This is a genomic window from Schauerella aestuarii, assembly GCF_009866805.1.
In the GTDB taxonomy this organism is placed as follows: Bacteria; Pseudomonadota; Gammaproteobacteria; order Burkholderiales; family Burkholderiaceae_B; genus Schauerella; species Schauerella aestuarii.
Genome location: NZ_SIZW01000043.1, coordinates 757,586 through 777,403, shown reverse-complemented (window position 1 = coordinate 777,403; position 19,818 = coordinate 757,586). Strand labels below are relative to the sequence as shown.

Sequence of the window (19,818 nt, the reverse complement as noted above, 5' to 3'; positions counted from 1 at the left end):
CGCTATCTCGACCGACAGAATACCAGTCCTGATCCCCTAAAAGCCGTCAGTAAAGTTGGCTCATGTGACCGGGTCTGTCCGCTTCGTATAAAAGCCGACCGCCTCGTTGGGATCGCGAGTGCGGGCGAAGGGCGGCAGGCCGCGCCACAGGCGTTTGCCGTAGGGCTTGTCGACCAGACGGGTGTCGCCTACCACCAGCACGCCCCAGTCTTCGATCGTGCGGATCAGGCGCCCCGCCCCCTGCTTGAGCGAGATGGCCGCGTCCGGCAATTGAAACTCGGCAAATGGATTGCCGCCGCGCTCGCGACAGGCGCGCAGCCGCGCTTCGATCACCGGATCGTCAGGCGGTGCGAACGGGAGTTTGTCGATCGCCACCAGCGTGAGGAGCGTGCCCGGCAGGTCGATCCCTTCCCAGAAACTCGCACTGCCCACCAGCACCGGATGCTCGAGCGTACGAAAGCGATCCAGCAAGTCCCGGCGCGTCGCATCGCCCTGCTTGAGCAGCGGCCACTCCACGCCATCGCGGTCGAAGGCATCCTCGAACAAGGTCGCAAACCGGTCTACCGCGCGCAACGTTGTGCACAAAATCAAGGCGCCGCCCGGGCTGGCATGCAGCATCGGCATCAACACCTCGACGAACCGCTCGGCAAACTGCGGAGAATGCGGCTCGGGCAATCCGCGCGGCACATACAGCAGGCCCTGGGTGGCGTAATCGAAGGGCGAGGCCCACTGCCCCGTACGCGCGCCCGACAGCCCAAGCTGACGCGTGAAGTGCCCGAAGTCGCCTGCCACCGACAACGTGGCCGACGTCAAAATCCAGGACTGGTCGGAACGGCGGAAGCGCGAAAACGCGCGCGCGACCGACAACGGCGCGGCATGCAAACGAATATGATGCGCGCCGAGTTCGACCCAGCGCACCGCCGGACCCGTCCAATTGGCCCAGGACGACTTCGGCGCAGCCGCCCCGGACACGCCCGGCGCCACGAACCGCGCATCGGCGGCCTTGGCATCGGCCGGCGTCTGCCCCCAACCGGCGCCCGGCACCTTGCCATCCAGCGCATCGGCAAGTTGCTGCACGCCGTCTTCCGGCTCGGCGTCGTCTTCCTCGGCCAGCATGGCCGCCTGACCGCGGCCGGGCTCGCTCCAGCGCTTCAGGCGAACCATCAGATCGGCCCCGGCGCGCGCAGCCGCGGTGAGGTCGGGATGCTTTTCCGACACGACGCTCAAGGCCTGCACGACCGTTTCCAGCGTATTGCGCAGGGTTTCGAGCGCCTCGTCGAAGGCTTCGGGTTCGGGCATGGCTTCGAACGTCGCCTTGCGGCCCGGCATGCCTTCCAGCGGCGCACAGGCCAGACGCAATTCGCGCGTGGCTTGCTCAACGCGGCGATTGGCATCGCTCCAGTTGGTGACTTCGCGCGCGTGCGCCAACCCCGCCACTTCAAGCATGCGGCCGAAGTCGAGCAACTGATGCGTGGACACACTACTGCCCAGAAAGCGCGTCGCGGTGTCGGGCAATTGATGGGCTTCGTCGAAAATCACCGTATCGGCCTGCGGCAGCAAATCGGTAATCCCTTCTTCACGCAGCATCAGGTCGGCCATGAACAATGCGTGGTTGACCACCACGATGTCGGCTTCCTGCGCTTGCCGTCGCGCCTTGACCACGAAGCAATCGCGGATGTGCGGGCACTCCTGGCCCAGACAATTCTCGCGGGTGGAGGTCACGCGCTGCCAGATGTCGGCGTCTTCAGGCACCTGGCCCAGATCGGCGCGATCGCCGGTCTGGGTTTGCTTGGCAAACAACTGGATCTTGCGCAGCTGGCCGACTTCGGTCCGCGACTTCAGCGCGCGTTCGTCCTCGCCCAGGCGTTCAAGATGGTAATGGCACACATAATTGCCGCGGCCCTTGAGCAACGCGGCCGTCACCGGCATGGACAGCGCCTTGCGCACGCGCGGCAGATCGCGGCCGAAAAGCTGATCCTGCAATGTGCGCGTACCGGTGGAAATCAGTACCTTGCCACCACTGGCAAACGCGGGAATCAGATACGCCCAGGTCTTGCCGATACCGGTGCCCGCCTCGGCCACCAGGGTGCCGCGCTTGCGGATGGTTTCGTCGATCGCCTGCGCCAACTCGATCTGCGCCGCGCGCGGCCGGTACCCGGGCAACGCTGCCAGCGGGCCCTCTTCGGAAAAGAATTCGGAAATATCGACGTCGAACATGCGCGCAACAGGGCCAGGACAAGGGCGCATCATACTCGGTGGGTCACCGCCACCCGCGACCGCAATGTCGCACTGTGACCAAATGTGCCACGCTGCGCCAGGCGGAAAGCCGTACCGGGTATGGCACAATCCGGCCCTTGTTCGACGTTCGCCGCCTGACGAGATGACCCAGATTACCGCTACCACCACCGCAGCCGAAGACACCGCCCGCATCCTTGCCCAGCTCACCACCGAGTTGGGCGCGCGGCCCTCGCAATTGGCCTCCGCCATCGAACTGCTGGATGGCGGCGCAACCGTGCCGTTCATCGCCCGCTACCGCAAGGAAGCGACGGGCGGTCTGGACGACACCGTGCTGCGTAACCTCGAAGTGCGCCTGGGCTATCTGCGCGACCTCGAAGGCCGGCGCGCCGCGATTCTCGAATCGGTGCTGCAACAGGGCAAACTTACGCCCGAACTCCAGCAGGAGCTCAAGTCGGCCGATACCAAACAGCGTCTTGAAGACCTGTACGCCCCCTACAAGCCCAAGCGCCGCACTCGCGCCCAGATCGCGCGCGAAGCGGGCCTGGAGCCGCTCGCCGACGCCATCCTGGCCAACCCGACCTGCGATCCGGCTGCACTCGCCGAAGGCTATCTGAACGCCGAAGCGTCGATTGCCGACGCCAAGACGGCCCTGGACGGTGCCCGCGATATCCTGGCGGAACGCTTTGCCGAGAACGCCGATTTGCTCACCCACATGCGCGAGCATTTGTGGTCGACCGGCCTCATCTACTCCAAGATGGCCGACGGCAAGGAACATGAAGGCGCGAATTTCCGCGACTGGTTCGACTTCAACGAGCCCCTGCGCACCCTGCCCTCGCACCGCATTCTGGCGCTGCTGCGCGGCCGTCAGCAAGGCGTGCTCGAACTGCGCATGGGTCTGGAAGCCGAGCTCGAAGCGCAGACGCCGCATCCCTGCGTGGCGCGCGTAGCTGACTTTCTCAAATTCGGATCGAAACCGTTTGCACTGGACGCGTCGCCGCGCGACCGCTGGATGGGCGAAGTGTGCCGCTGGACGTGGCGCGTCAAACTGTTGACGACCTTCGAATCGGAAGTCATCGCCCGGTTGCGCGACGACGCTGAAGCCGAAGCGATTCGTGTATTTGCCGCCAATCTCAAAGATCTCCTGCTTGCGGCCCCCGCCGGCCCGAAAGCCGTGCTGGGCCTCGATCCCGGCATCCGCACGGGTGTGAAGGTAGCGGCCATCGACCGCACGGGCAAAGTCGTGGAAACCGCCACCGTCTATCCCTTCGAGCCGCGTCGCGATCGCGAAGGCGCCATCAAGGTCATTGCTGCGCTGGCCGCTCGCCACAACATCGAACTCGTCGCCATCGGCAACGGCACCGCATCGCGCGAAACCGAAAAACTGGTTGGCGATCTGATGGGCTTGTTCCCTGAGATGCCGCTCACCAAGGTCGTCGTGTCCGAAGCCGGCGCCTCGGTGTATTCCGCATCTGAAATCGCCGCACAGGAATTTCCCGACCTGGACGTTACGTTGCGCGGCGCCGTCTCGATCGCGCGCCGGCTGCAGGATCCGCTGGCCGAACTGGTCAAGATCGATCCCAAAGCGATCGGCGTGGGGCAGTATCAGCACGACCTCAACCAGCGCGAACTGGCACGATCGCTTGACGCCACCGTGGAAGACTGCGTGAACGCCGTGGGCGTGGACGTCAACACCGCCTCGGCAGCGTTGCTGGCCCGCGTGTCGGGTTTGAACAGCCTCCTGGCACGCAACATCGTCGCCTGGCGCGATGAAAACGGCGCCTTTCCCACGCGCGACATGTTGCGCAAGGTACCGCGCTTCGGCGACAAGGCATTCGAACAAGCCGCCGGCTTCCTGCGCATTCCCAACGGCGACAACCCACTCGATGCGTCGTCGGTGCATCCGGAAGCCTACCCGGTGGTCCAGCGCATCGTGGCGCGCATCAAGGCCGACGTGCAAACCATCATCGGCCAGCGCGAAGCCCTCAAGGGCGTCTCACCGTCAGAATTCACCGACGAGCGTTTCGGTTTGCCCACGGTGCGCGACATCTTCGCCGAACTCGAAAAGCCCGGCCGCGATCCGCGTCCGGAATTCAAGACCGCGACCTTCAAGGAAGGCGTGGAATCGCTCAACGACCTGCACGTGGGAATGATCCTGGAAGGCGTGGTCACCAACGTCGCCAACTTCGGGGCTTTCGTCGATATCGGCGTGCACCAGGACGGATTGGTGCACATTTCGGCGCTGGCGGAAAAATTCGTCAAGGATCCGCGCGATGTGGTGCGCGTCGGGCAAACGGTCAACGTCAAAGTGATCGAAGTGGACGTCGCGCGCAAACGGGTTGCACTCACGATGCGCCTGAACGACACGGCAGCGCCCGTTCGTCGCAGCGCCGATGGCGCCCCGCCTCCGCGCGGTGGCAATGCCGGCGGCGGCCGCCGTCCGCAGGGCCAGCAAGCTCAGGCATCCAAGAGCGACGGCGCGATGGCTGGCGCACTTGCGCAAGCATTTGCCAAGCTTAAAAAGTAAGGCGAACGTAAGACGTAGAGCGTAGAACGCCAGACCCCGCAAAAAAATCCCGCTTCAATTCAGAAGCGGGATTTTTCTTTGGCAGCACAGTTGGCCGCTCTGCGGTTACTCCGCCTGCGACATCGCGGCCAACGTCTCGCGCACATGCGCCATGCCGGCGTCGCGCTCGGCGGTGTCGGCGCCGGCACGACCGTAGGCCACCAGTTCATCCCCGACCATCACGCGATAGCGCAAACCGTCGATGACCAACTCGACGTTGGCATCGGACGACTGCAACAGGCCAGTGATGCGCCCGGCTTCCTTTGGCTGTGCGAAAGGCTCAGAGGTGAGCAACTCTTCGCCCGCGGCATCCAGCAGGCGGAAACGGAAGCTGCCGTCTTCGTCGCGGAAACTCACGAAGCGTGCGCCCTTGCCGCCCGACTTGGCCTTCGACTTGCCCGCCTTGGCCACCGTCGCACTTTGGCGCAAGCCCACAGCATCACGAATCTGTGCCATGAAAGGCGTGGCCAGACTGCGCGCCTTGATCGCACCGGCTTGCAGGATTTCCTCGATACGTTCCGGGTGGGCGATCAGATCGTCGTAACGCTCCCGCATCGGCGCCAGATCGCGCTCCACCCGTTCGCACAGCGCCTGCTTGGCATCGCCCCACCCCATGCCGCCTTCAAGCTCGGCACGAAACGCCTGCGACTCTTCGCGCGTGGCGAACGCTTTGTACAACGTGAACAGATGCGAACCGTCAGCATCCTTGGGCTCGCCCGGCAACCGCGAATCGGTAACGATGCGCATGATCGCCGCGCGCGTTGCCTTCGCCCCCCCTTCGAACAAGGGAATCGTATTGTTGTAGCTCTTCGACATCTTGCGGCCGTCCAGCCCGGGCAACGTGGCCACGTCTTCCTCGATCACCACATCCGGCAGCACAAACAAAGGCGACGTCGGCGCGTACAAATGATTGAAGCGCTGTGCGATATCGCGCGTCATTTCCAGGTGCTGCACCTGATCGCGGCCCACCGGCACTTTGTTCGCATTGAACAAAAGAATATCGGCCGCCATCAGCACGGGATAGGAAAACAGGCCGAGCGTCACGCCATCGTCGGCTTCCACACCCTTGGCCGTATTCTGGTCGACAGACGCTTTGTACGCGTGCGCACGATTCATCAACCCCTTGGCCGTCACGCACGTGAGCAACCACGAGAGCTCGGGAATCTCAGGGATATCCGACTGACGATAGAACGTGACGCGCTCGACATCCAGACCGGCGGCAATCCAGGTGGCCGCCAATTCGAGCCGCGAACGCGCGATGCGTTCGGGATCCTCGCACTTGATCAGGGCGTGGTAATCCGCCATGAAGAAGAAGGCGTCCACGTCGTGCTGTGTACTGGCACGGATGGCCGGGCGAATCGCGCCCGCATAGTTGCCCAGATGGGGAGTGCCGGTGGTGGTAATGCCTGTCAGAACGCGCGTATTCATTCGAAAAATGCTTCAGGTGTGAGGCCAGTGCACAGTGTAACGTGCTCGGCCCACCCTACCGCTGGCGCGCGCTGAACACTTGCCGCAACACCATGGCGATCGCAGCGGTCGGCACCGAAATATGCGTTTCGTCCGGCAAGGCCGCGTAATGCGTGCGCAGCCCGAAACCCGACAACGCCTGCAACCGAACGGCTTGCGCCTGGGCATCCTGCAGTGTTTGCGGCGTTTCTGCGCCACCTGCCAGCACCAGCACACTGTGCCGCACCGGCTTGAATGTCCCGTCCTTCACCTGAGCGGTAAAGTGCTGTTCCTCGGCGATCAAATAACGGTCTTGCCACCAAAGCGACGGGCTCACCGCCACGTAATGGGTAAACAGCGACGGCGCCGTAAACAAGACGTGTAGCGCATACATGCCGCCAAACGAATGGCCGAACACACTTTGCTGCGCTGGATCGACAGGATGCCGTCGCGCGATTTCCGGCATCAACACATCGCGCAGAAACGCGGTGAATGCACCGTCGCCGCCCAGCAACGGGCGGGTGTGTGAACCACTGGACGCCGGCTTCGCGTGCTGCGATGCCGCTGGCTGCGGCGAGAAGTCGTGCGAACGGCGCTTGAAATCGAGCGGCTCATCGGTGGGGTACCCCACAGCAACGATGATCGCCTTGCCATACAGCTTCGACTGCATCCGGCGCGCCTCGTGAAAGCTTGCAAACGTCGCATTGCCATCCAGTACGTAAAGCACAGGATGACCCCGTTCGTCAGCCGGCTCCGTGGGTGGCGAAACCATGATGCGGTAAGGCAGTGCGTCCGGGCCCGCCGCTTGAAGGGCGAATTGGTACGCGCCGGGCAGCACGACCGGCGCCGCGTCAGCAGTTTCGGCAGCGTCGGGGCTCGCCTGATGGACGCCTTCGCGCAAGCCCGCCGCAACGGGCGTGCGGTCGTTGGTGGCCCAAGCATCGCGTGCGCATGAGAACAGCACCGCGCTCCATACTGCAGCGATGCAAACCACACGTTTCATCCTGGCGCTACGTCTCTGCATCATCTCCCCTCCTTACCAGCGATAGCGCAGCGAGCCGATCACGGTGCGGCCCTGACCGCGATAGCAGAAGCCGGCGTTGCAAACCTGATCGTCCCGGTCAAACAAATTCTGCGCATTCAATGCCACTCGCCATCCTTTGAACTGCGCCGAATTGCGACCGAGATCGTAATGGATCGCGGCGTCGATGAACGTGTTGCTGGGGTTCCTGGCGATGTTGCCCGACGTGGTGAACGTGTCGCTCGTGTAACGGACGCCGGCGCCCGCGCCAAGTCCCGCCAGCATGCCCGTGGGTTGCGTATAGTCCAACCAGGCTGACGCAACATGACGCGGCGTGACGGCTGGCGTTTTGCCCAACTCGGCGGCCGAATTGCTGCCGACGATCTTGGCGCGATTGTAGTTATAGGCCACCAGCAGATCCAGTCCGGATGTCAGGTTGGCCGTGCCTTCGATTTCGATGCCCCGTGAACGCAGTTTGCCCACCGCTTCGGAAGCGGTGGTGCCCGGAATCGCACGTACCGCATCGCGCTCGGTCAGTTGATACGTCGATAGGGTCACGAAGCTACGCGCGCCTTGAGGTTGGAACTTCACACCAGCTTCAACTTGCTGGCCACGTGTGGGATCCAACGCCGACCCGTTGATATCCATCGCCGTCGTTGGATTGAATGACGTCGAATAACTGACGTAGGGAGCCAACCCGTTATCGAACAGATATAGGGCACCCGCTTGATATGTCATCGCGTTATCGGTCTGGCGACCCGTGGCCACACCGCTCAGCAGGTTGCGCTGATCGCGCTGCGCATTATCGAAACGCGCACCCAGCGAGAAGCGCCACCGGTCCAACGCCATTTGGTCGGATGCGTACACGCCCGTCTGACGGATGCGGGTGCCGCTCTTGGACGTGATATCCGGTGTGGGCCCTGACGCCCCGATCACTGGGTTATCGATATCCAGCGTCGGATAAAAACGGGCCGGCAAAGTACCCTGTCCCAACGACGACTGGATCCACTGATAATCCACGCCCATCAGCGTTTTGTGACTAACCGCTCCCGTCGCGAAGTTTGCCTGCGCCTGGTTGTCGATCACGAACGTATCGAGTTCGCCGCGCAGCGCGACGGCCGAGCGATTGATCGACGAGGTGCCGGGGATAACGCCGGCGCTGGTCAGATAGCGCGCCTTCTGATTCACCAGCCCATAGCGCGCGTTCTGACGAAACGTCCAAGTGTCATTGGCCTGATGCGACAGCCGATACCCGACTTGATACTGGGTCTGCTTCTGGTAGTCATAATCGCCGTCGCTCACGCGCGTATGCGTAGCGCGTCCATCGCGATTGAAGAGCCCAACGTTGGAATCGGTTTCGTCTTTTTGTACCTGTGCCAGTACCGTCAATTCGGTTTTTGCCGACGGCCGCCATGTCATCGCCGGCGCGAGGAACAACCGATCGTCTTCGATATCGCGAATGGCCTTGGCATCGCGCGCCAAACCCGTCACCCGATAGGTGACCTCGCCACTGTCGCCGAGCGGTCCGCCCACATCGAATGCGCCTTGATAGCGGTCGTGATTGCCGCCCTGAACCTCGACTTCGCGCAGCGGCGTATCCGTGGGCATTTTGCTCACGCGATTGATCAGACCGCCTGGCGTGCCCTGACCATACAGCACCGACGCCGGGCCTTTGATCACATCGATACGTTCCAAGCCATAAGGCTCGGTATTGAAGTAAGTGTACGATCCGGCTCCCTGACGCAGGCCATCACGATAATCGCCAGTGGTGTTGACGGCGAAGCCTCGGATGTAAATCTGGTCGAAGCGCGGATCGAAGCCGAAGGCGCCGGTCGTCACGCCGGCGGTATAACGCACCGCTTCGGGAATCGACTGCACATTGCGGGCCGTCAGTTGATCGCGCGTCACGACCGAGATCGAACGCGCAGTTTCCAGAATGGGCGTATCCGTCTTGGTCGCCACGGCGCTTTGTGTGGCCACATAGCCATCGGCCGGCCCGAACGCCGACTCGCTGCGCGCCACCACCGTCACCGGCTCCAAGGTGGTCGTGCCGCCGCCCTGAATCGGAGGCAACGCACGTAATGTAAAGGCACTGCCACCTGCCGGCACGGCGCCGACGCCACTGCCTTGCAACAGCCGATCCAGAGCCTGGCGGGCTCCGAGGCGCCCCTGCACGCCGAGTGAGCGACGTCCCGCCGTCACGGCGGCTTCGGCGGAAATCGTCAGGCCGGACTGCTGCGCGAACCGTACGATCGCGGCATCCAGCGGGCCCGCCGGCACCGCATAGTCGCGCAGCGCCACGGTGCTTGCCGCGCTGGATGTCGCGTCCTGGGCCCACAGAGACTGCGTGGGCGCAAGTGTGATCGACGTCATGCCGGCGGCCATCAAATAGGCGCGAAGCGATGCGGGACGACGAGAACGGGGGACCTGACGGGGCATGGCGGGCTTTCCTTATATGAGCGATGCGTCCAGGCGAAACGACGCTGCGCGGTGGATCGATATCAGGTATGCCCCGCGAGATTCACAAACCTGCCATGTCCGCTCAAAATAAGTTGTAAATGCCTGCGGGCACCCACTCGCGCCGCGTCACACTCGATCGATCACGATCCAGTAGCGCGTGCGGCGCACGATCCGTACCGGAAGCGTCTGCGCAATCACCTGAAGTACGTGATCGGAGTCCCGCAGCGCAAAGGCGCCGCTCAAACGCAGGTCGGCGGCCGTCTCGCGGCATTGAATGATTCCCGGCCGATACCGACTGAGGTCGGCGCAGAAGTCAGCCAATCGCGTGTTTTGCGCGGCGAGCATCCCTTGCATCCACGGCGCGTAAGCCGCGACGGTCGATCCCTGCAACGCACCTTGGACGCGATCCAGGCAGCCGGATTCGCCAGTGGACAAGGTGACTTCGGTCCCATGAACGTTATTGCTTCGAAGTCGCACCCGACCCGCCGCAACCGAAACATAGGCCCGCGATTGACCCGGTTCGTCCAACTGCACGCTGAACCGCGTGCCCAGGGGTTCCGCCACACCATAAGGCGTCAACACACGCAGTGGACGGCCCTGCATGCCCGGCGCACTTTCAATCGCAATTTCTCCGGCATACAAAGCGATATCGCGGCGCCTCGCGTCGTACCGTACGTCCAGCGCCGTGCCTGTATTCAGGCTGAGCTGCGTGCCATCTGGCAATCGCATGGTGCGCACCTCGCCGACGGCGGTACGCTCATCGGCGGTCCAGGCTCGCCAGGGCGCAATGCCCTGCACGCTCCAGGCGAGCATACCTGCTCCGCCGCCTGCCGCAAGCAGGACCAGCATGCGGCGCCGGCGGTCATCGATCTTGTCGGTTCGCGCCAGTACGGCGTCGGCGTGGGCGGCGGCAAGATCCCCGCTGCACCCGCTCACCTCGCTGCGCACGTTTTGAAGACGCTGCCACACGCGCTGATGCAGCGGATCGGCCGCGCACCAACGGGCGCACGCTTGCCGCTCTTCAGGAGTACACACGCCCGATGCAAGCACCACATACCACTCGATGGCTTCGCGCACCACCCGCCCCTGCGCATCGTCAGCGCCATCGGCGCGCCGGTGTTGCGGCCCCGTCATGCGTCGTCGTCCCACATCACGCGATAGCATTGCGCCATGGCGCGGCTCATCGCTTTCTGCACCACATTGATCGACACGCCAAGCCGATCGGCAATGTCGGGATAGGTGCAGCCGTCGAGCTGCGACAACAAAAAAATTTGCCGCGTGCGTGCACCCAGACCGTCGAGCATCGCATCGAGGGCAGCAAGCGTTTGAAGGATTTCCAACCGGACTTCAGCGCTGGGCACTAAGACCTGCGGCATGGCTGCCAAAAGCTCGTTATAGGCGCGTTCGAGATCGGCACGGCGAAAGTGATTGGCCAGCACGCCGCGCGCTACTGTACGCAGATAGGCACGCGGTTCGCGCAACGCCTCGCGATGGCGCGAGGTGAGCACGCGCACGAAGACGTCCTGCGCCAGATCGGCGGCCTGGTGCGAGCAGTGCAGCCGACGCCGCAGCACCTGTACCAGCCATCCGTGATGCTCGACATACAGTCGCTGCACGCACCCGGTGTCGAGGGGAGGCGCGGTCATATGCCTTTCACATCATGGCAAACACGGGTGCCGCCACTGCGCAGCCCGCGCCCAGCCCCAATGCCACACGCGGCCGGTAGGTGAGGATCCAGATCAGCGCCAATCCGGCGAGTGCCAGCATGCCGATCCACTCGATCACCCCGTACGACCACCCGTATGCCTGCGCTGCGGCCCACAGCGACAGCGTCAGGGCCAAGGCCCCGAACCAGCGCAGCGGCACCCGATGCCGGCTTGTGATCGCCCGATCGAAGAAATCTTCGTAGTGGCGGTCCATCGCCAAACACAACGCGGCAAAGCCGGCGTAGGCCAAGCAGAAGGCAGCGATCGTCATAGCGTGACCTCATCGGGGTTGATAGGCGGAAGCTGGCGGCAAGGCGTCGTCGCGGCGCTCGGGCGGCGCCGCTGTGGCGGTCTTTACCGGCGGCGCCACGGCAGGTGCGGGTGAGGTGGGCGGCGCTTTCGCAGCGGTGCTCGTGCCCGGCGCGACGGCAGCAGACTTCGCCATTGCGCTGGCCTCACCGGACGCTGCCGATGCCGCCTGGGGCGCGGCACGCGGCGCCGCTTTGGGCTTGACCGCTGCCGGCGCTTTGGCCTTGTGGCGGTTCACCTTCCAGGACAACCACACACAAAAAATACCGGACGCGATCATCGTCAGGTCAAAGCCTGCCATCACCCAATCCTGCGCCGGCAACGATTGCCCCAGATGCCTGGACGTCGTCAGGGCGTTGACGATCGGTACCGAGAGGAACAGCAGGCCCGCCAAGGCATTCAGATCGCGCCACGCCTGGCGCTGGCGTACGAAGCCGTACACGAAGGCGGCACCCCAACTCCAAAGAAAAAGTTTGACCTCCCAGTTCGCGTGATCCGGGAGATCGACCGGCAACAGGCGGTTGGCCAGAAAGAACACCGGCATCGCGATCAGCAACCCTGCAATGGTGCCGCTGTTCAGGCTATCGACCAGACGCAACGAAAAGCGATTGGCGGCGTCCTTGCCCGCCTTCTGGCGGCGCTTGGCCACCCACAACACCAGACCGCTCGCGACCATTGCGGTGCCGGCCAGGCTTACGATGAAGTACAGCCAGCGCAGCCACGGCTTGGCGAACTTGCCCAGATGAAGGCCCACGATCGTGCCGACGGTGGTCATGATTGCACTGTCGTTCTCGCTGGCCGACGTGACCTCGCCCGTTACGCCATTGAAGATCATGGACGGCGGCAAACGACCGTACGACACGCGTTCCGACACCAGCCGCGTCAGCGATACGGTCATCGCGCTGTCGCCCGGATGATTGACGGTCACGCGCCCCACACTGGCACCGCCCCAGGCGGTATTGGCTTGGGTAATCATGTTCTCGATCGGCGCCATGGGTGCCGGCACGTTCGTGCGCGGCTTGGACGCAAACGAGGGATAGGCGTCTGCCGTGAATTGATTCGGCGTCTCATACATCGCGTAGATACCTGCCGGCATCACCATGATCATGAAAAGCATCAGGCCACTGAACGTGATCATCAAATGAAATGGCAGCCCGAGCACCGAAAGCGCGTTGTGCCCGTCCATCCACGATCGTTGCCCGCCCTTGCCGGGCCGGAATGTAAAGAAATCCTTGAAGATCTTCTTGTGCGTGATGATGCCGCTGATGATCGCCACCAGCATGAACATGCCGGCAATGCTGGCAAGCCAGCGCCCCCACGGATAGCCCATCTCGAGTTCGTAATGAAAGCGATAGAAAAAATCGCCCCCGCGCGTTTCGCGCGATTGCACGGCTTCGCCAGTGGCGGGATCGAGCTGCACGCGCTGGAAGCTGCCGCGGCCCGTTTTGCCGGGCTTCTGGTAACTTACTTCGATCACTGGATCGCGATCCGAATACGGCATGACGAACCATCGCAAGGCATCGGGCGCATGCGTCTGCAGATAGCGCACGCCGGTGATCATCGCTTGATCGGACGTCACGGCCTGAACTTGAACTTCGGGCTTCATGTAGGCCGTGATTTCGTCCCGGAAGAACGCCAGCGTGCCCGTCATGAACATCGCATACAGCACCCACCCCAGCAATAGCCCGGCCCAGGTGTGCAACCACGACATCGACTGCCGAATGCCCTCGGGCTGGGCCTCTGCGGCCGCGTTGCCCTTTACGTGATCGACCGTCGTCATACGCCCAGCACCCATCTTTTCAATGCAAACAAACCGCCAAACACCGCGATCGGCCACAGCACGCCCTTCCAGGCCCGCCACGCGTCACGCACGGCAAACACCCAGAGCACCACGCAGGTATACGTGACGAACGACAGCGTCAGCCCCGCGGTGACCGCGTCCACACGGCTAACGGGTAGCCAGACGGCCAGGCAAGCGGCGCTTGCCGAAGCGGCGGCGTAACCGCCAAAAATGGCGGCGATCGCGCGCGAAAAAACCGCAACGCGATACCAACCCCAGGATGCGCCAGGCGCCGGTGCTCTCATGTCTTGTTCTCGAATGTCAGGGTCGACACGTAACGAATGCGTTGGAAGGGTTGGCCGTCGAACTCGCCGGCCGACTCTTCACGATGCGTGGCCTCGGCCACGTACTGTCCAGGCCAGGGGGTGTCTATTTCGATCTGCCCTTTGGCATCGGTTTTGAAAACGTACTGCGACTTCGTCGGCCCGAACACAGTGACGGCTTTACCCGCCAGAGGTTCGCCCTTGAACATCAACGTCAAGGTGTTGCTGTTTGCTGAGGCCGGCACCAGCTCGAGATCCAGTGTGCATGCGGTCGATGTCCGCCCCACCCTGGCTTCGAACTTGACGAGGTCATCGTCGAACACGATCGGATTCTGCAAGCGCACGTCGCGTCGGGACGCGCCGTCGATCCCGATCGCATCGAAACCCGCCATCGTGCCCGCCCGCGCCAAGTGCGCAGCGTCGCGCCCGCGCGGCTTGGCCAGGATCTCGTACACCGCACGCACCTTGGGCTCGCGGGTGTCATCCACCCACTCACCGTAGTAAGCGCGCGCCCCTTGGTCGGGCGATCGTTCCACCCACACCATCTGGGCGCTCACGCCGTGCGTGACGCCCGCCAGTGCGGCAGCCATCCAGATGGACTTCAGATTCATCGTGGTTCGTTCTCCAAGCCGCTAATTATAATGATATCCATTCCTAATTAGTGACTTAGCTTATTCCAGACTGCCTGGGCGAAATGTGGGGCGTTGATTACCAGCGGTAGCGCAACGTGGCGCGTACCGAGCGCTGATAACCGTACCAGCACCACGACTCCGACGAGCACGACGCTACGTATTCTTTATCGAACAAGTTGGTCACATTCAGCGCGACGTTGATCCCCTTGAACTGAGGGTTCATGCGGCCCAGGTCATAGTCGATGGCAGCATCGACCAAGGTTGCATCCGGCACCTTCAATACGCCGGAGTCGTCTGCACTGGCACCCAGGTAGCGCACGCCGGCGGCAAGACCCAAGCCTTGAAGTGCGCCGTCCTGCAACTGATAACGTGTCCACAGCGACGCCTGATGCTTGGGCACGCCGTAAGGACGCTGACCCACGCGGCTGACACCCTGTGCGTTCGGGTTGTCTTTGGTGTACTTGTTGCTGATGAACGAATAGTTGCCGATCACGCTCAGGCCTCGTGCTACTTCGCCGCGCGCTTCAAACTCCATCCCGCGCGTGCGGACTTCGCCCGTCTGCACGACGCAATTGGCTTGATTAGGTGTGCACCCTGGGGCCGTTGCCGTCAAATTTTGGCGACGAATGTCGAAGCCGGCTGCGGTAAAGATGGCATTCGATCCGACCGGCTGATATTTGACGCCGATCTCGTACTGCTTGCCTTCGACGGGATCCAGCGGATTATTGTCGACATCAAAGCCGCTTTGCGGTTCGAACGATTCCGAATAGCTGACGTAGGGCGCAACGCCGTTATCGAAGTTGTAGATGGCACCGGCACGGCCGGTGAAGGCTTCGGAACGTGTGGTTGGGTTGTGACGAACGGCACCACTCGCCAAGGTTTTCGTGTCGCTAACCGAGCGCGCCCAGTCATAGCGACCGCCCAACACGATGGACAACTTTTCGATCTTCAACTGGTCTTGCAGATAGAGGCCGGTCTGATATTGACGCTGTTTGGCAAACGACGTCCACGTCGGATCCGGGATATCCATGTGGTAATCCGGATTCAGTACATCCAGCGATGGCGCGGCGTCGAATGCGCTGTTGAGCGTGCGTGAGTTCTGATGCTGCAGATCGAGCCCGGCAATCATCGTGTGTTGAACCGCGCCCGTGCCGAATCGCGCCTGCAGATTGTTGTCCGTCACAACGGCGTCATACTCGGCGTTCACGCCACCCTTGTTCCGCCGCAAGAACAGCGCATCCGGATCGACATAACCGCTGCCGCTTGAGTTCGTGTACACCGTGCGATAGATGCCCTCCGCGTGCGTGAAGCGCGCGCTCGATTTTGCCGTGAACGTGTCGTTGAACTTGTGCGACAGCTCGTAGCCGATCGAGTGGTGACGACGATTGCTGGTCTCGTAGCCTGCGTCGCCATCATAGAAGCTCGGATCCAGCTTGATGCCATCCGGCGCGCGGCGCAGCGAACGCAGGGCCGGTACGCCACCGTACGAACCCATATGCGGGTCGCGCTGGATGTTCGCCAGCAACGTGAAGCTGGTAGCGGCCGACGGGCGCCACGTAAATGCAGGCGCGATGTAGTAACGGCGTTCCTTGGTGTCGTCCAGCTGACCGTCGGACATATAACCGGAGCCAGTCAAGCGGTACAGCAACTTGCCTTCTTCATCCATCGGACCGGTGAAGTCGAAGTTTGCGCGGCGATAGTCGAAGTCGCCCAACTGCAGCTCGACTTCACGCTGCGTGGTGTCCAACGGACGCTTGCTGGTCAGGTTCACCGTACCGCCCGGGCCGCCTTGGCCATACAGCACGGATGCCGGACCTTTCAGCACGTCGACGCGTTCCAGGCGATACGAATCGACTTGAGGCAGGGCATCGCGCGAGCCGTAGACCCGCAGGCCGTCGAGATAAGTGGTCGCCGAGAACCCGCGCACATTGAACTGGTCCAGACGGGTCGCGGCTGCGCCACGCGTTTCGGGCGCCACGCCCGAGGTGTAGCGCAGAATCTGGTTCAGGGTGTAGGCGCCCTGTTCGCGCATCTGGTCTTGGGTGATCACCGAGATCGATTGCGGCGTCTCGATGATGGGCGTATCTGTTTTCGTCGCGGTCGAACTTACCGGCGCCGTATAGCCGAACGTGGGCGAGGTCGACGTGGCATCCACGCCATACACCTGAACCGGTGCCAGGGTCGTCACATTGCTCGACGCTGCGGCCGTAGCGGTGGGTGTCATTGTGGAGGTGCCTTGCACCGTTGCAGCCGATTGCGCCCACACCGGGGCGCCAGTGGCGGCCAGCATAACCAATGACACTGCCGACATCGCCTGTAAAGACGGCCGGGTCCGCGCACTCCCCACGCGCAACCTCGAAGAAAACATGATGAAACCTTACAAAATATTGACTGAGGCTGGATGATAAATGATAACTACTATCGTTATCAATTTCTTTAATGAGGAATGTGGCTTTCAGGCCTCTTTCAGCAACGTTGCCGGAGGAGACAAACATTACGAACGCGATATCGAGGACGGATGTGCGTCCATTCGCGCAATGAAAAAAGCACTGCGCCCACCCGGGGGCTGCAGTGCTTCAAATACATCTTGATGGACGAAACGCCCCCGATGGTCTTGCCGATCTTCGGTCTCGACGGGCAGTTGCAGCTTGCGAAGAAGGCGCTATGGGGCTCCCGCCTCAAGACGTCTACAAGGTTCGCACCTTACAGATCAACCGTCTTCCGACGCTCCGAATCCAGATACTCCTTGGATTGCATCTCCATGATGCGCGATACCGTGCGATGGAATTCGTTGGCCAGCGTACCGTCGGTATACAACTCCTCCGGCTCACACGCGGCGGACATGATCAGCTTGACCTTGTGGTCATAGAACACGTCAATCAACCAGGTAAAACGGCGCGCCTCGGACGACTGCCGCGGGCCCATCTTCGGCACGTCGGACAAGATCACCGCATGGAAACGGCTGGCCAACTCAAGATAATCGTTTTGCGATCGCGGGCCGCCGCACAGGGTGGCGAAGTCGAACCACACCACGCTGCCGGCGAGCTTCTTGGCACGGATCTCACGATGCTCAATACGCAACACCGGCTCTTGCGCGGGCGTATCCGACAACCGCTTGAACGCTTCGTCCAGCGCGGCTTCGGCAGCCTCATCCAATGGCGTGTGATAGCACTGCACCTGCTCAAGCGAGCGTCGGCGGTAGTCCACCCCGGCGTCCACGTTCATGACGTCCATCTTGGCCTGGATCAAGGCAATCGCCGGCAAAATACGATCGCGATGCAACCCGTCGGGATACAACGTCGAAGGTTCGTAATTGGACGTCATCACGAACGACGTGCCGTTCTCGAACAGCTTCAACAGCAGGCGATGCAAGATCATGGCGTCGGCCACGTCGGATACATGAAACTCGTCAAAACAGATCAGGCGGTATTTCTTGGCGATGCGCTTGGCCACTTCGTCCAGCGGATCCTGCATGCCCTTCACTTCGTCGAGCGAACGATGCACGCCGCGCATGAACTCGTGAAAATGCAGCCGCGTTTTACGCGTCACCGGCACAGTCGCGAAAAACGCGTCCATCAAAAAGCTCTTGCCCCGCCCCACGCCGCCCCAAAGATACACGCCACGCGGCACGTCGGGCCGCGTCAGCAGCTTCTTGAGGGCATTGGACCGCTTGCCCTTGAACGCCACCCAATCGTCGTAAAACGTTTGCAGACGATCGATCGCGCGGGCCTGCGCCTCATCGGGCTGATAGCCGCGCTCGGACAACTCGGCGTGGTAATAATCTCGGACGTTCATATTCGGACAGGGGCCATTCAATAAAAAAGGGGCGGGTCGTAAAACCCGCCCCCATCACACGTGAATCACGTGGGGTCGCAATCAGAAGTTCAGTGCGCGCTTATCGACAGCCAACGCCGCTTCCTTCATGGCTTCCGACAAGGTCGGGTGCGCATGGCAGATACGGGCGATGTCTTCAGCGGCGCCGCGGAATTCCATGATCGTGACGGCTTCCGAGATCAGCTCCGACGCCATCGGGCCCACGATGTGGACGCCAAGCACTTCGTCGGTCTTGGCATCGGCCAACACTTTCACGAAACCGGTCGTGTCACCCAAAGCGCGTGCACGGCCGTTGGCCACGAACGGAAAGCTGCCGGCGCGGTATTCACGGCCTTCGGCTTTCAGTTGCTGCTCGTTCTTGCCGACCCATGCGATTTCGGGTGCGGTGTAGATCACCCACGGCACGGTTGCGAAATTGACGTGACCGTGCTGACCGGCGATACGCTCGGCAACGGCAACGCCCTCCTCCTCGGCCTTGTGCGCGAGCATCGGACCGCGCACCACGTCACCGATGGCCCACACATTCGACAGATTGGTCTTGCAATCTTCGTCCACAGCCACGAAGCCGCGCTCGTCGAGCTTCAGGCCCACGGCAGCAGCGTTCAAGCCACCGGTGAACGGCACGCGGCCGATCGAGACGATGAGCTTGTCGACCACGAGGGTTTTGTCGGCGCCCGAGGCGTCCTGGTAAGGCAGCGTGACCGACTTGGCCGTCGCTTTCACTTCGCCGATCTTCACACCGGTTTCGATCTTCAGGCCTTGCTTCGTGAAAGCCTTCATCGCTTCCTTGGCCACTTGCGTATCGCAAGCTGCGAGGAACTCGGGCATGGCTTCCAGGATCGTCACGTCGGCACCCAGGCGGCGCCACACGCTGCCCATTTCCAAACCGATCACGCCGGCGCCGATCACGCCCAGCGTCTTGGGCACGCCACCGATGCGCAGTGCGCCGTCGTTGGAGAGCACCTGCGTTTCGTCGAACGGCAGACCCGGCAATTCACGGGCGGCCGAACCAGTCGCCACGATGATGTGCTTGCCCACGAGGTCGTCTTCCGTCTTGCCGGTGACCTTGATGTTCCAGCCGCCGTCCACCTGGCCGGCGAATTCGCCCTTGCCGTGGAAAAACGTGATTTTGTTCTTTTTGAACAGATACAGCACGCCTTCGTTGTTCTGCTTCACCACCACGTTCTTGCGGGCCAGCATTTTGTCGAGCTTCAGGCTCAAGCCCTTGACTTCGATACCGTGCTCTTCGAAGTGGTGATTCACTTGCTCGAAGTGCTCGGACGACTGCAGCAGTGCCTTGGACGGAATGCAGCCCACGTTGGTGCACGTGCCGCCAGGTGCCGGCTTGCCGTCAGCGGTTTCCCAAGCGTCGATGCAAGCGACCGACATTCCCAATTGGGCAGCGCGAATCGCTGCAATGTAGCCACCGGGACCTGCGCCGATCACCACCACGTCAAACTGTTTGGACATAACCATCTCGCAAAAAAAGTTCAGGGCGGTTCGAAC

General features: G+C 62.3%; 14 protein-coding genes. 1 reads left to right on the top strand and 13 read right to left on the bottom strand.

All coding sequences use genetic code 11. The features are described 5' to 3' along the window. Positions 1 to 60: 60 nt before the first annotated feature. Complete coding sequence (locus EYW45_RS22790) at positions 61 to 2,217, bottom strand: ATP-dependent DNA helicase (RefSeq protein ID WP_161137723.1); 2,157 nt, start codon at positions 2,215 to 2,217, stop codon at positions 61 to 63. 163 nt (positions 2,218 to 2,380) lie between these two features. On the opposite strand from EYW45_RS22790, the gene tex reads away from it, so the two are divergent. Continuing rightward, positions 2,381 to 4,762 (top strand): RNA-binding transcriptional accessory protein Tex, encoded by a 2,382-nt coding sequence (gene tex / locus EYW45_RS22785; RefSeq protein WP_161137722.1) that lies wholly within the window; start codon positions 2,381 to 2,383, stop codon positions 4,760 to 4,762. 105 nt (positions 4,763 to 4,867) lie between these two features. On the opposite strand, the gene EYW45_RS22780 is transcribed toward tex, so the two are convergent. The 12 genes from EYW45_RS22780 to lpdA all read right to left on the bottom strand — a co-directional run bounded on the left by EYW45_RS22780 (position 4,868) and on the right by lpdA (position 19,782). Continuing rightward, positions 4,868 to 6,229 (bottom strand): tryptophan--tRNA ligase, encoded by a 1,362-nt coding sequence (locus EYW45_RS22780; RefSeq protein WP_161137721.1) that lies wholly within the window; start codon positions 6,227 to 6,229, stop codon positions 4,868 to 4,870. A 55-nt stretch (positions 6,230 to 6,284) separates the two neighbouring features. Beyond that, complete coding sequence (locus tag EYW45_RS22775; RefSeq protein ID WP_161137720.1) at positions 6,285 to 7,274, bottom strand: alpha/beta hydrolase; 990 nt, start codon at positions 7,272 to 7,274, stop codon at positions 6,285 to 6,287. 9 nt (positions 7,275 to 7,283) lie between these two features. Then, positions 7,284 to 9,707, bottom strand: a complete 2,424-nt coding sequence (locus EYW45_RS22770; protein WP_202444866.1) for a TonB-dependent siderophore receptor — start codon at positions 9,705 to 9,707, stop codon at positions 7,284 to 7,286. Between the two features lie 147 nt (positions 9,708 to 9,854). Beyond that, entirely contained in the window at positions 9,855 to 10,862 is a 1,008-nt protein-coding gene (locus EYW45_RS22765) for a FecR domain-containing protein (RefSeq protein ID WP_161137719.1), read from the bottom strand. Next, the gene (locus EYW45_RS22760; RefSeq protein ID WP_161137718.1) at positions 10,859 to 11,374 is read right to left on the bottom strand and encodes a sigma-70 family RNA polymerase sigma factor; all 516 of its coding nucleotides are present in this window, start codon (positions 11,372 to 11,374) and stop codon (positions 10,859 to 10,861) included. Before EYW45_RS22760 ends, EYW45_RS22765 begins: the two co-directional genes overlap by 4 nt. Positions 11,375 to 11,381: 7 nt before the next feature. After that, positions 11,382 to 11,705: a DUF3325 domain-containing protein gene (locus EYW45_RS22755; protein ID WP_161137717.1), complete on the bottom strand. Its 324-nt coding sequence runs from the start codon at positions 11,703 to 11,705 to the stop codon at positions 11,382 to 11,384. A 9-nt stretch (positions 11,706 to 11,714) separates the two neighbouring features. Next, positions 11,715 to 13,523 (bottom strand): PepSY-associated TM helix domain-containing protein, encoded by a 1,809-nt coding sequence (locus EYW45_RS22750; protein WP_161137716.1) that lies wholly within the window; start codon positions 13,521 to 13,523, stop codon positions 11,715 to 11,717. Further along, positions 13,520 to 13,828, bottom strand: a complete 309-nt coding sequence (locus EYW45_RS22745; protein ID WP_161137715.1) for a DUF3649 domain-containing protein — start codon at positions 13,826 to 13,828, stop codon at positions 13,520 to 13,522. The genes EYW45_RS22750 and EYW45_RS22745 overlap by 4 nt, the downstream gene beginning before the upstream one ends. After that, positions 13,825 to 14,457, bottom strand: a complete 633-nt coding sequence (locus EYW45_RS22740) for a DUF4198 domain-containing protein (protein WP_161137714.1) — start codon at positions 14,455 to 14,457, stop codon at positions 13,825 to 13,827. The genes EYW45_RS22745 and EYW45_RS22740 overlap by 4 nt, the downstream gene beginning before the upstream one ends. A 97-nt stretch (positions 14,458 to 14,554) precedes the next feature. Then, positions 14,555 to 16,780 carry a TonB-dependent siderophore receptor gene (locus EYW45_RS22735; RefSeq protein ID WP_328703680.1) on the bottom strand — a complete coding sequence of 742 codons (2,226 nt, stop codon included), beginning with the start codon at positions 16,778 to 16,780 and terminating at the stop codon, positions 14,555 to 14,557. Between the two features lie 401 nt (positions 16,781 to 17,181). After that, positions 17,182 to 18,273: a cell division protein ZapE gene (gene zapE / locus EYW45_RS22730; RefSeq protein WP_161137712.1), complete on the bottom strand. Its 1,092-nt coding sequence runs from the start codon at positions 18,271 to 18,273 to the stop codon at positions 17,182 to 17,184. Between the two features lie 81 nt (positions 18,274 to 18,354). Beyond that, positions 18,355 to 19,782, bottom strand: a complete 1,428-nt coding sequence (gene lpdA / locus EYW45_RS22725) for a dihydrolipoyl dehydrogenase (protein ID WP_161137711.1) — start codon at positions 19,780 to 19,782, stop codon at positions 18,355 to 18,357. Positions 19,783 to 19,818 lie beyond the last annotated feature (36 nt).

Coding starts and splice junctions, on each gene's coding strand:
- EYW45_RS22765 (WP_161137719.1), bottom strand. CDS start 10,862: ATGACGGGGCCGCAACACCGGCGCGCCGATGGCGCTGACGATGCGCAG.
- EYW45_RS22770 (WP_202444866.1), bottom strand. CDS start 9,707: ATGCCCCGTCAGGTCCCCCGTTCTCGTCGTCCCGCATCGCTTCGCGCC.
- EYW45_RS22755 (WP_161137717.1), bottom strand. CDS start 11,705: ATGACGATCGCTGCCTTCTGCTTGGCCTACGCCGGCTTTGCCGCGTTG.
- EYW45_RS22780 (WP_161137721.1), bottom strand. CDS start 6,229: ATGAATACGCGCGTTCTGACAGGCATTACCACCACCGGCACTCCCCAT.
- tex (WP_161137722.1), top strand. CDS start 2,381: ATGACCCAGATTACCGCTACCACCACCGCAGCCGAAGACACCGCCCGC.
- EYW45_RS22790 (WP_161137723.1), bottom strand. CDS start 2,217: ATGTTCGACGTCGATATTTCCGAATTCTTTTCCGAAGAGGGCCCGCTG.
- EYW45_RS22760 (WP_161137718.1), bottom strand. CDS start 11,374: ATGACCGCGCCTCCCCTCGACACCGGGTGCGTGCAGCGACTGTATGTC.
- zapE (WP_161137712.1), bottom strand. CDS start 18,273: ATGAACGTCCGAGATTATTACCACGCCGAGTTGTCCGAGCGCGGCTAT.
- lpdA (WP_161137711.1), bottom strand. CDS start 19,782: ATGTCCAAACAGTTTGACGTGGTGGTGATCGGCGCAGGTCCCGGTGGC.
- EYW45_RS22740 (WP_161137714.1), bottom strand. CDS start 14,457: ATGAATCTGAAGTCCATCTGGATGGCTGCCGCACTGGCGGGCGTCACG.
- EYW45_RS22775 (WP_161137720.1), bottom strand. CDS start 7,274: ATGATGCAGAGACGTAGCGCCAGGATGAAACGTGTGGTTTGCATCGCT.
- EYW45_RS22750 (WP_161137716.1), bottom strand. CDS start 13,523: ATGACGACGGTCGATCACGTAAAGGGCAACGCGGCCGCAGAGGCCCAG.
- EYW45_RS22745 (WP_161137715.1), bottom strand. CDS start 13,828: ATGAGAGCACCGGCGCCTGGCGCATCCTGGGGTTGGTATCGCGTTGCG.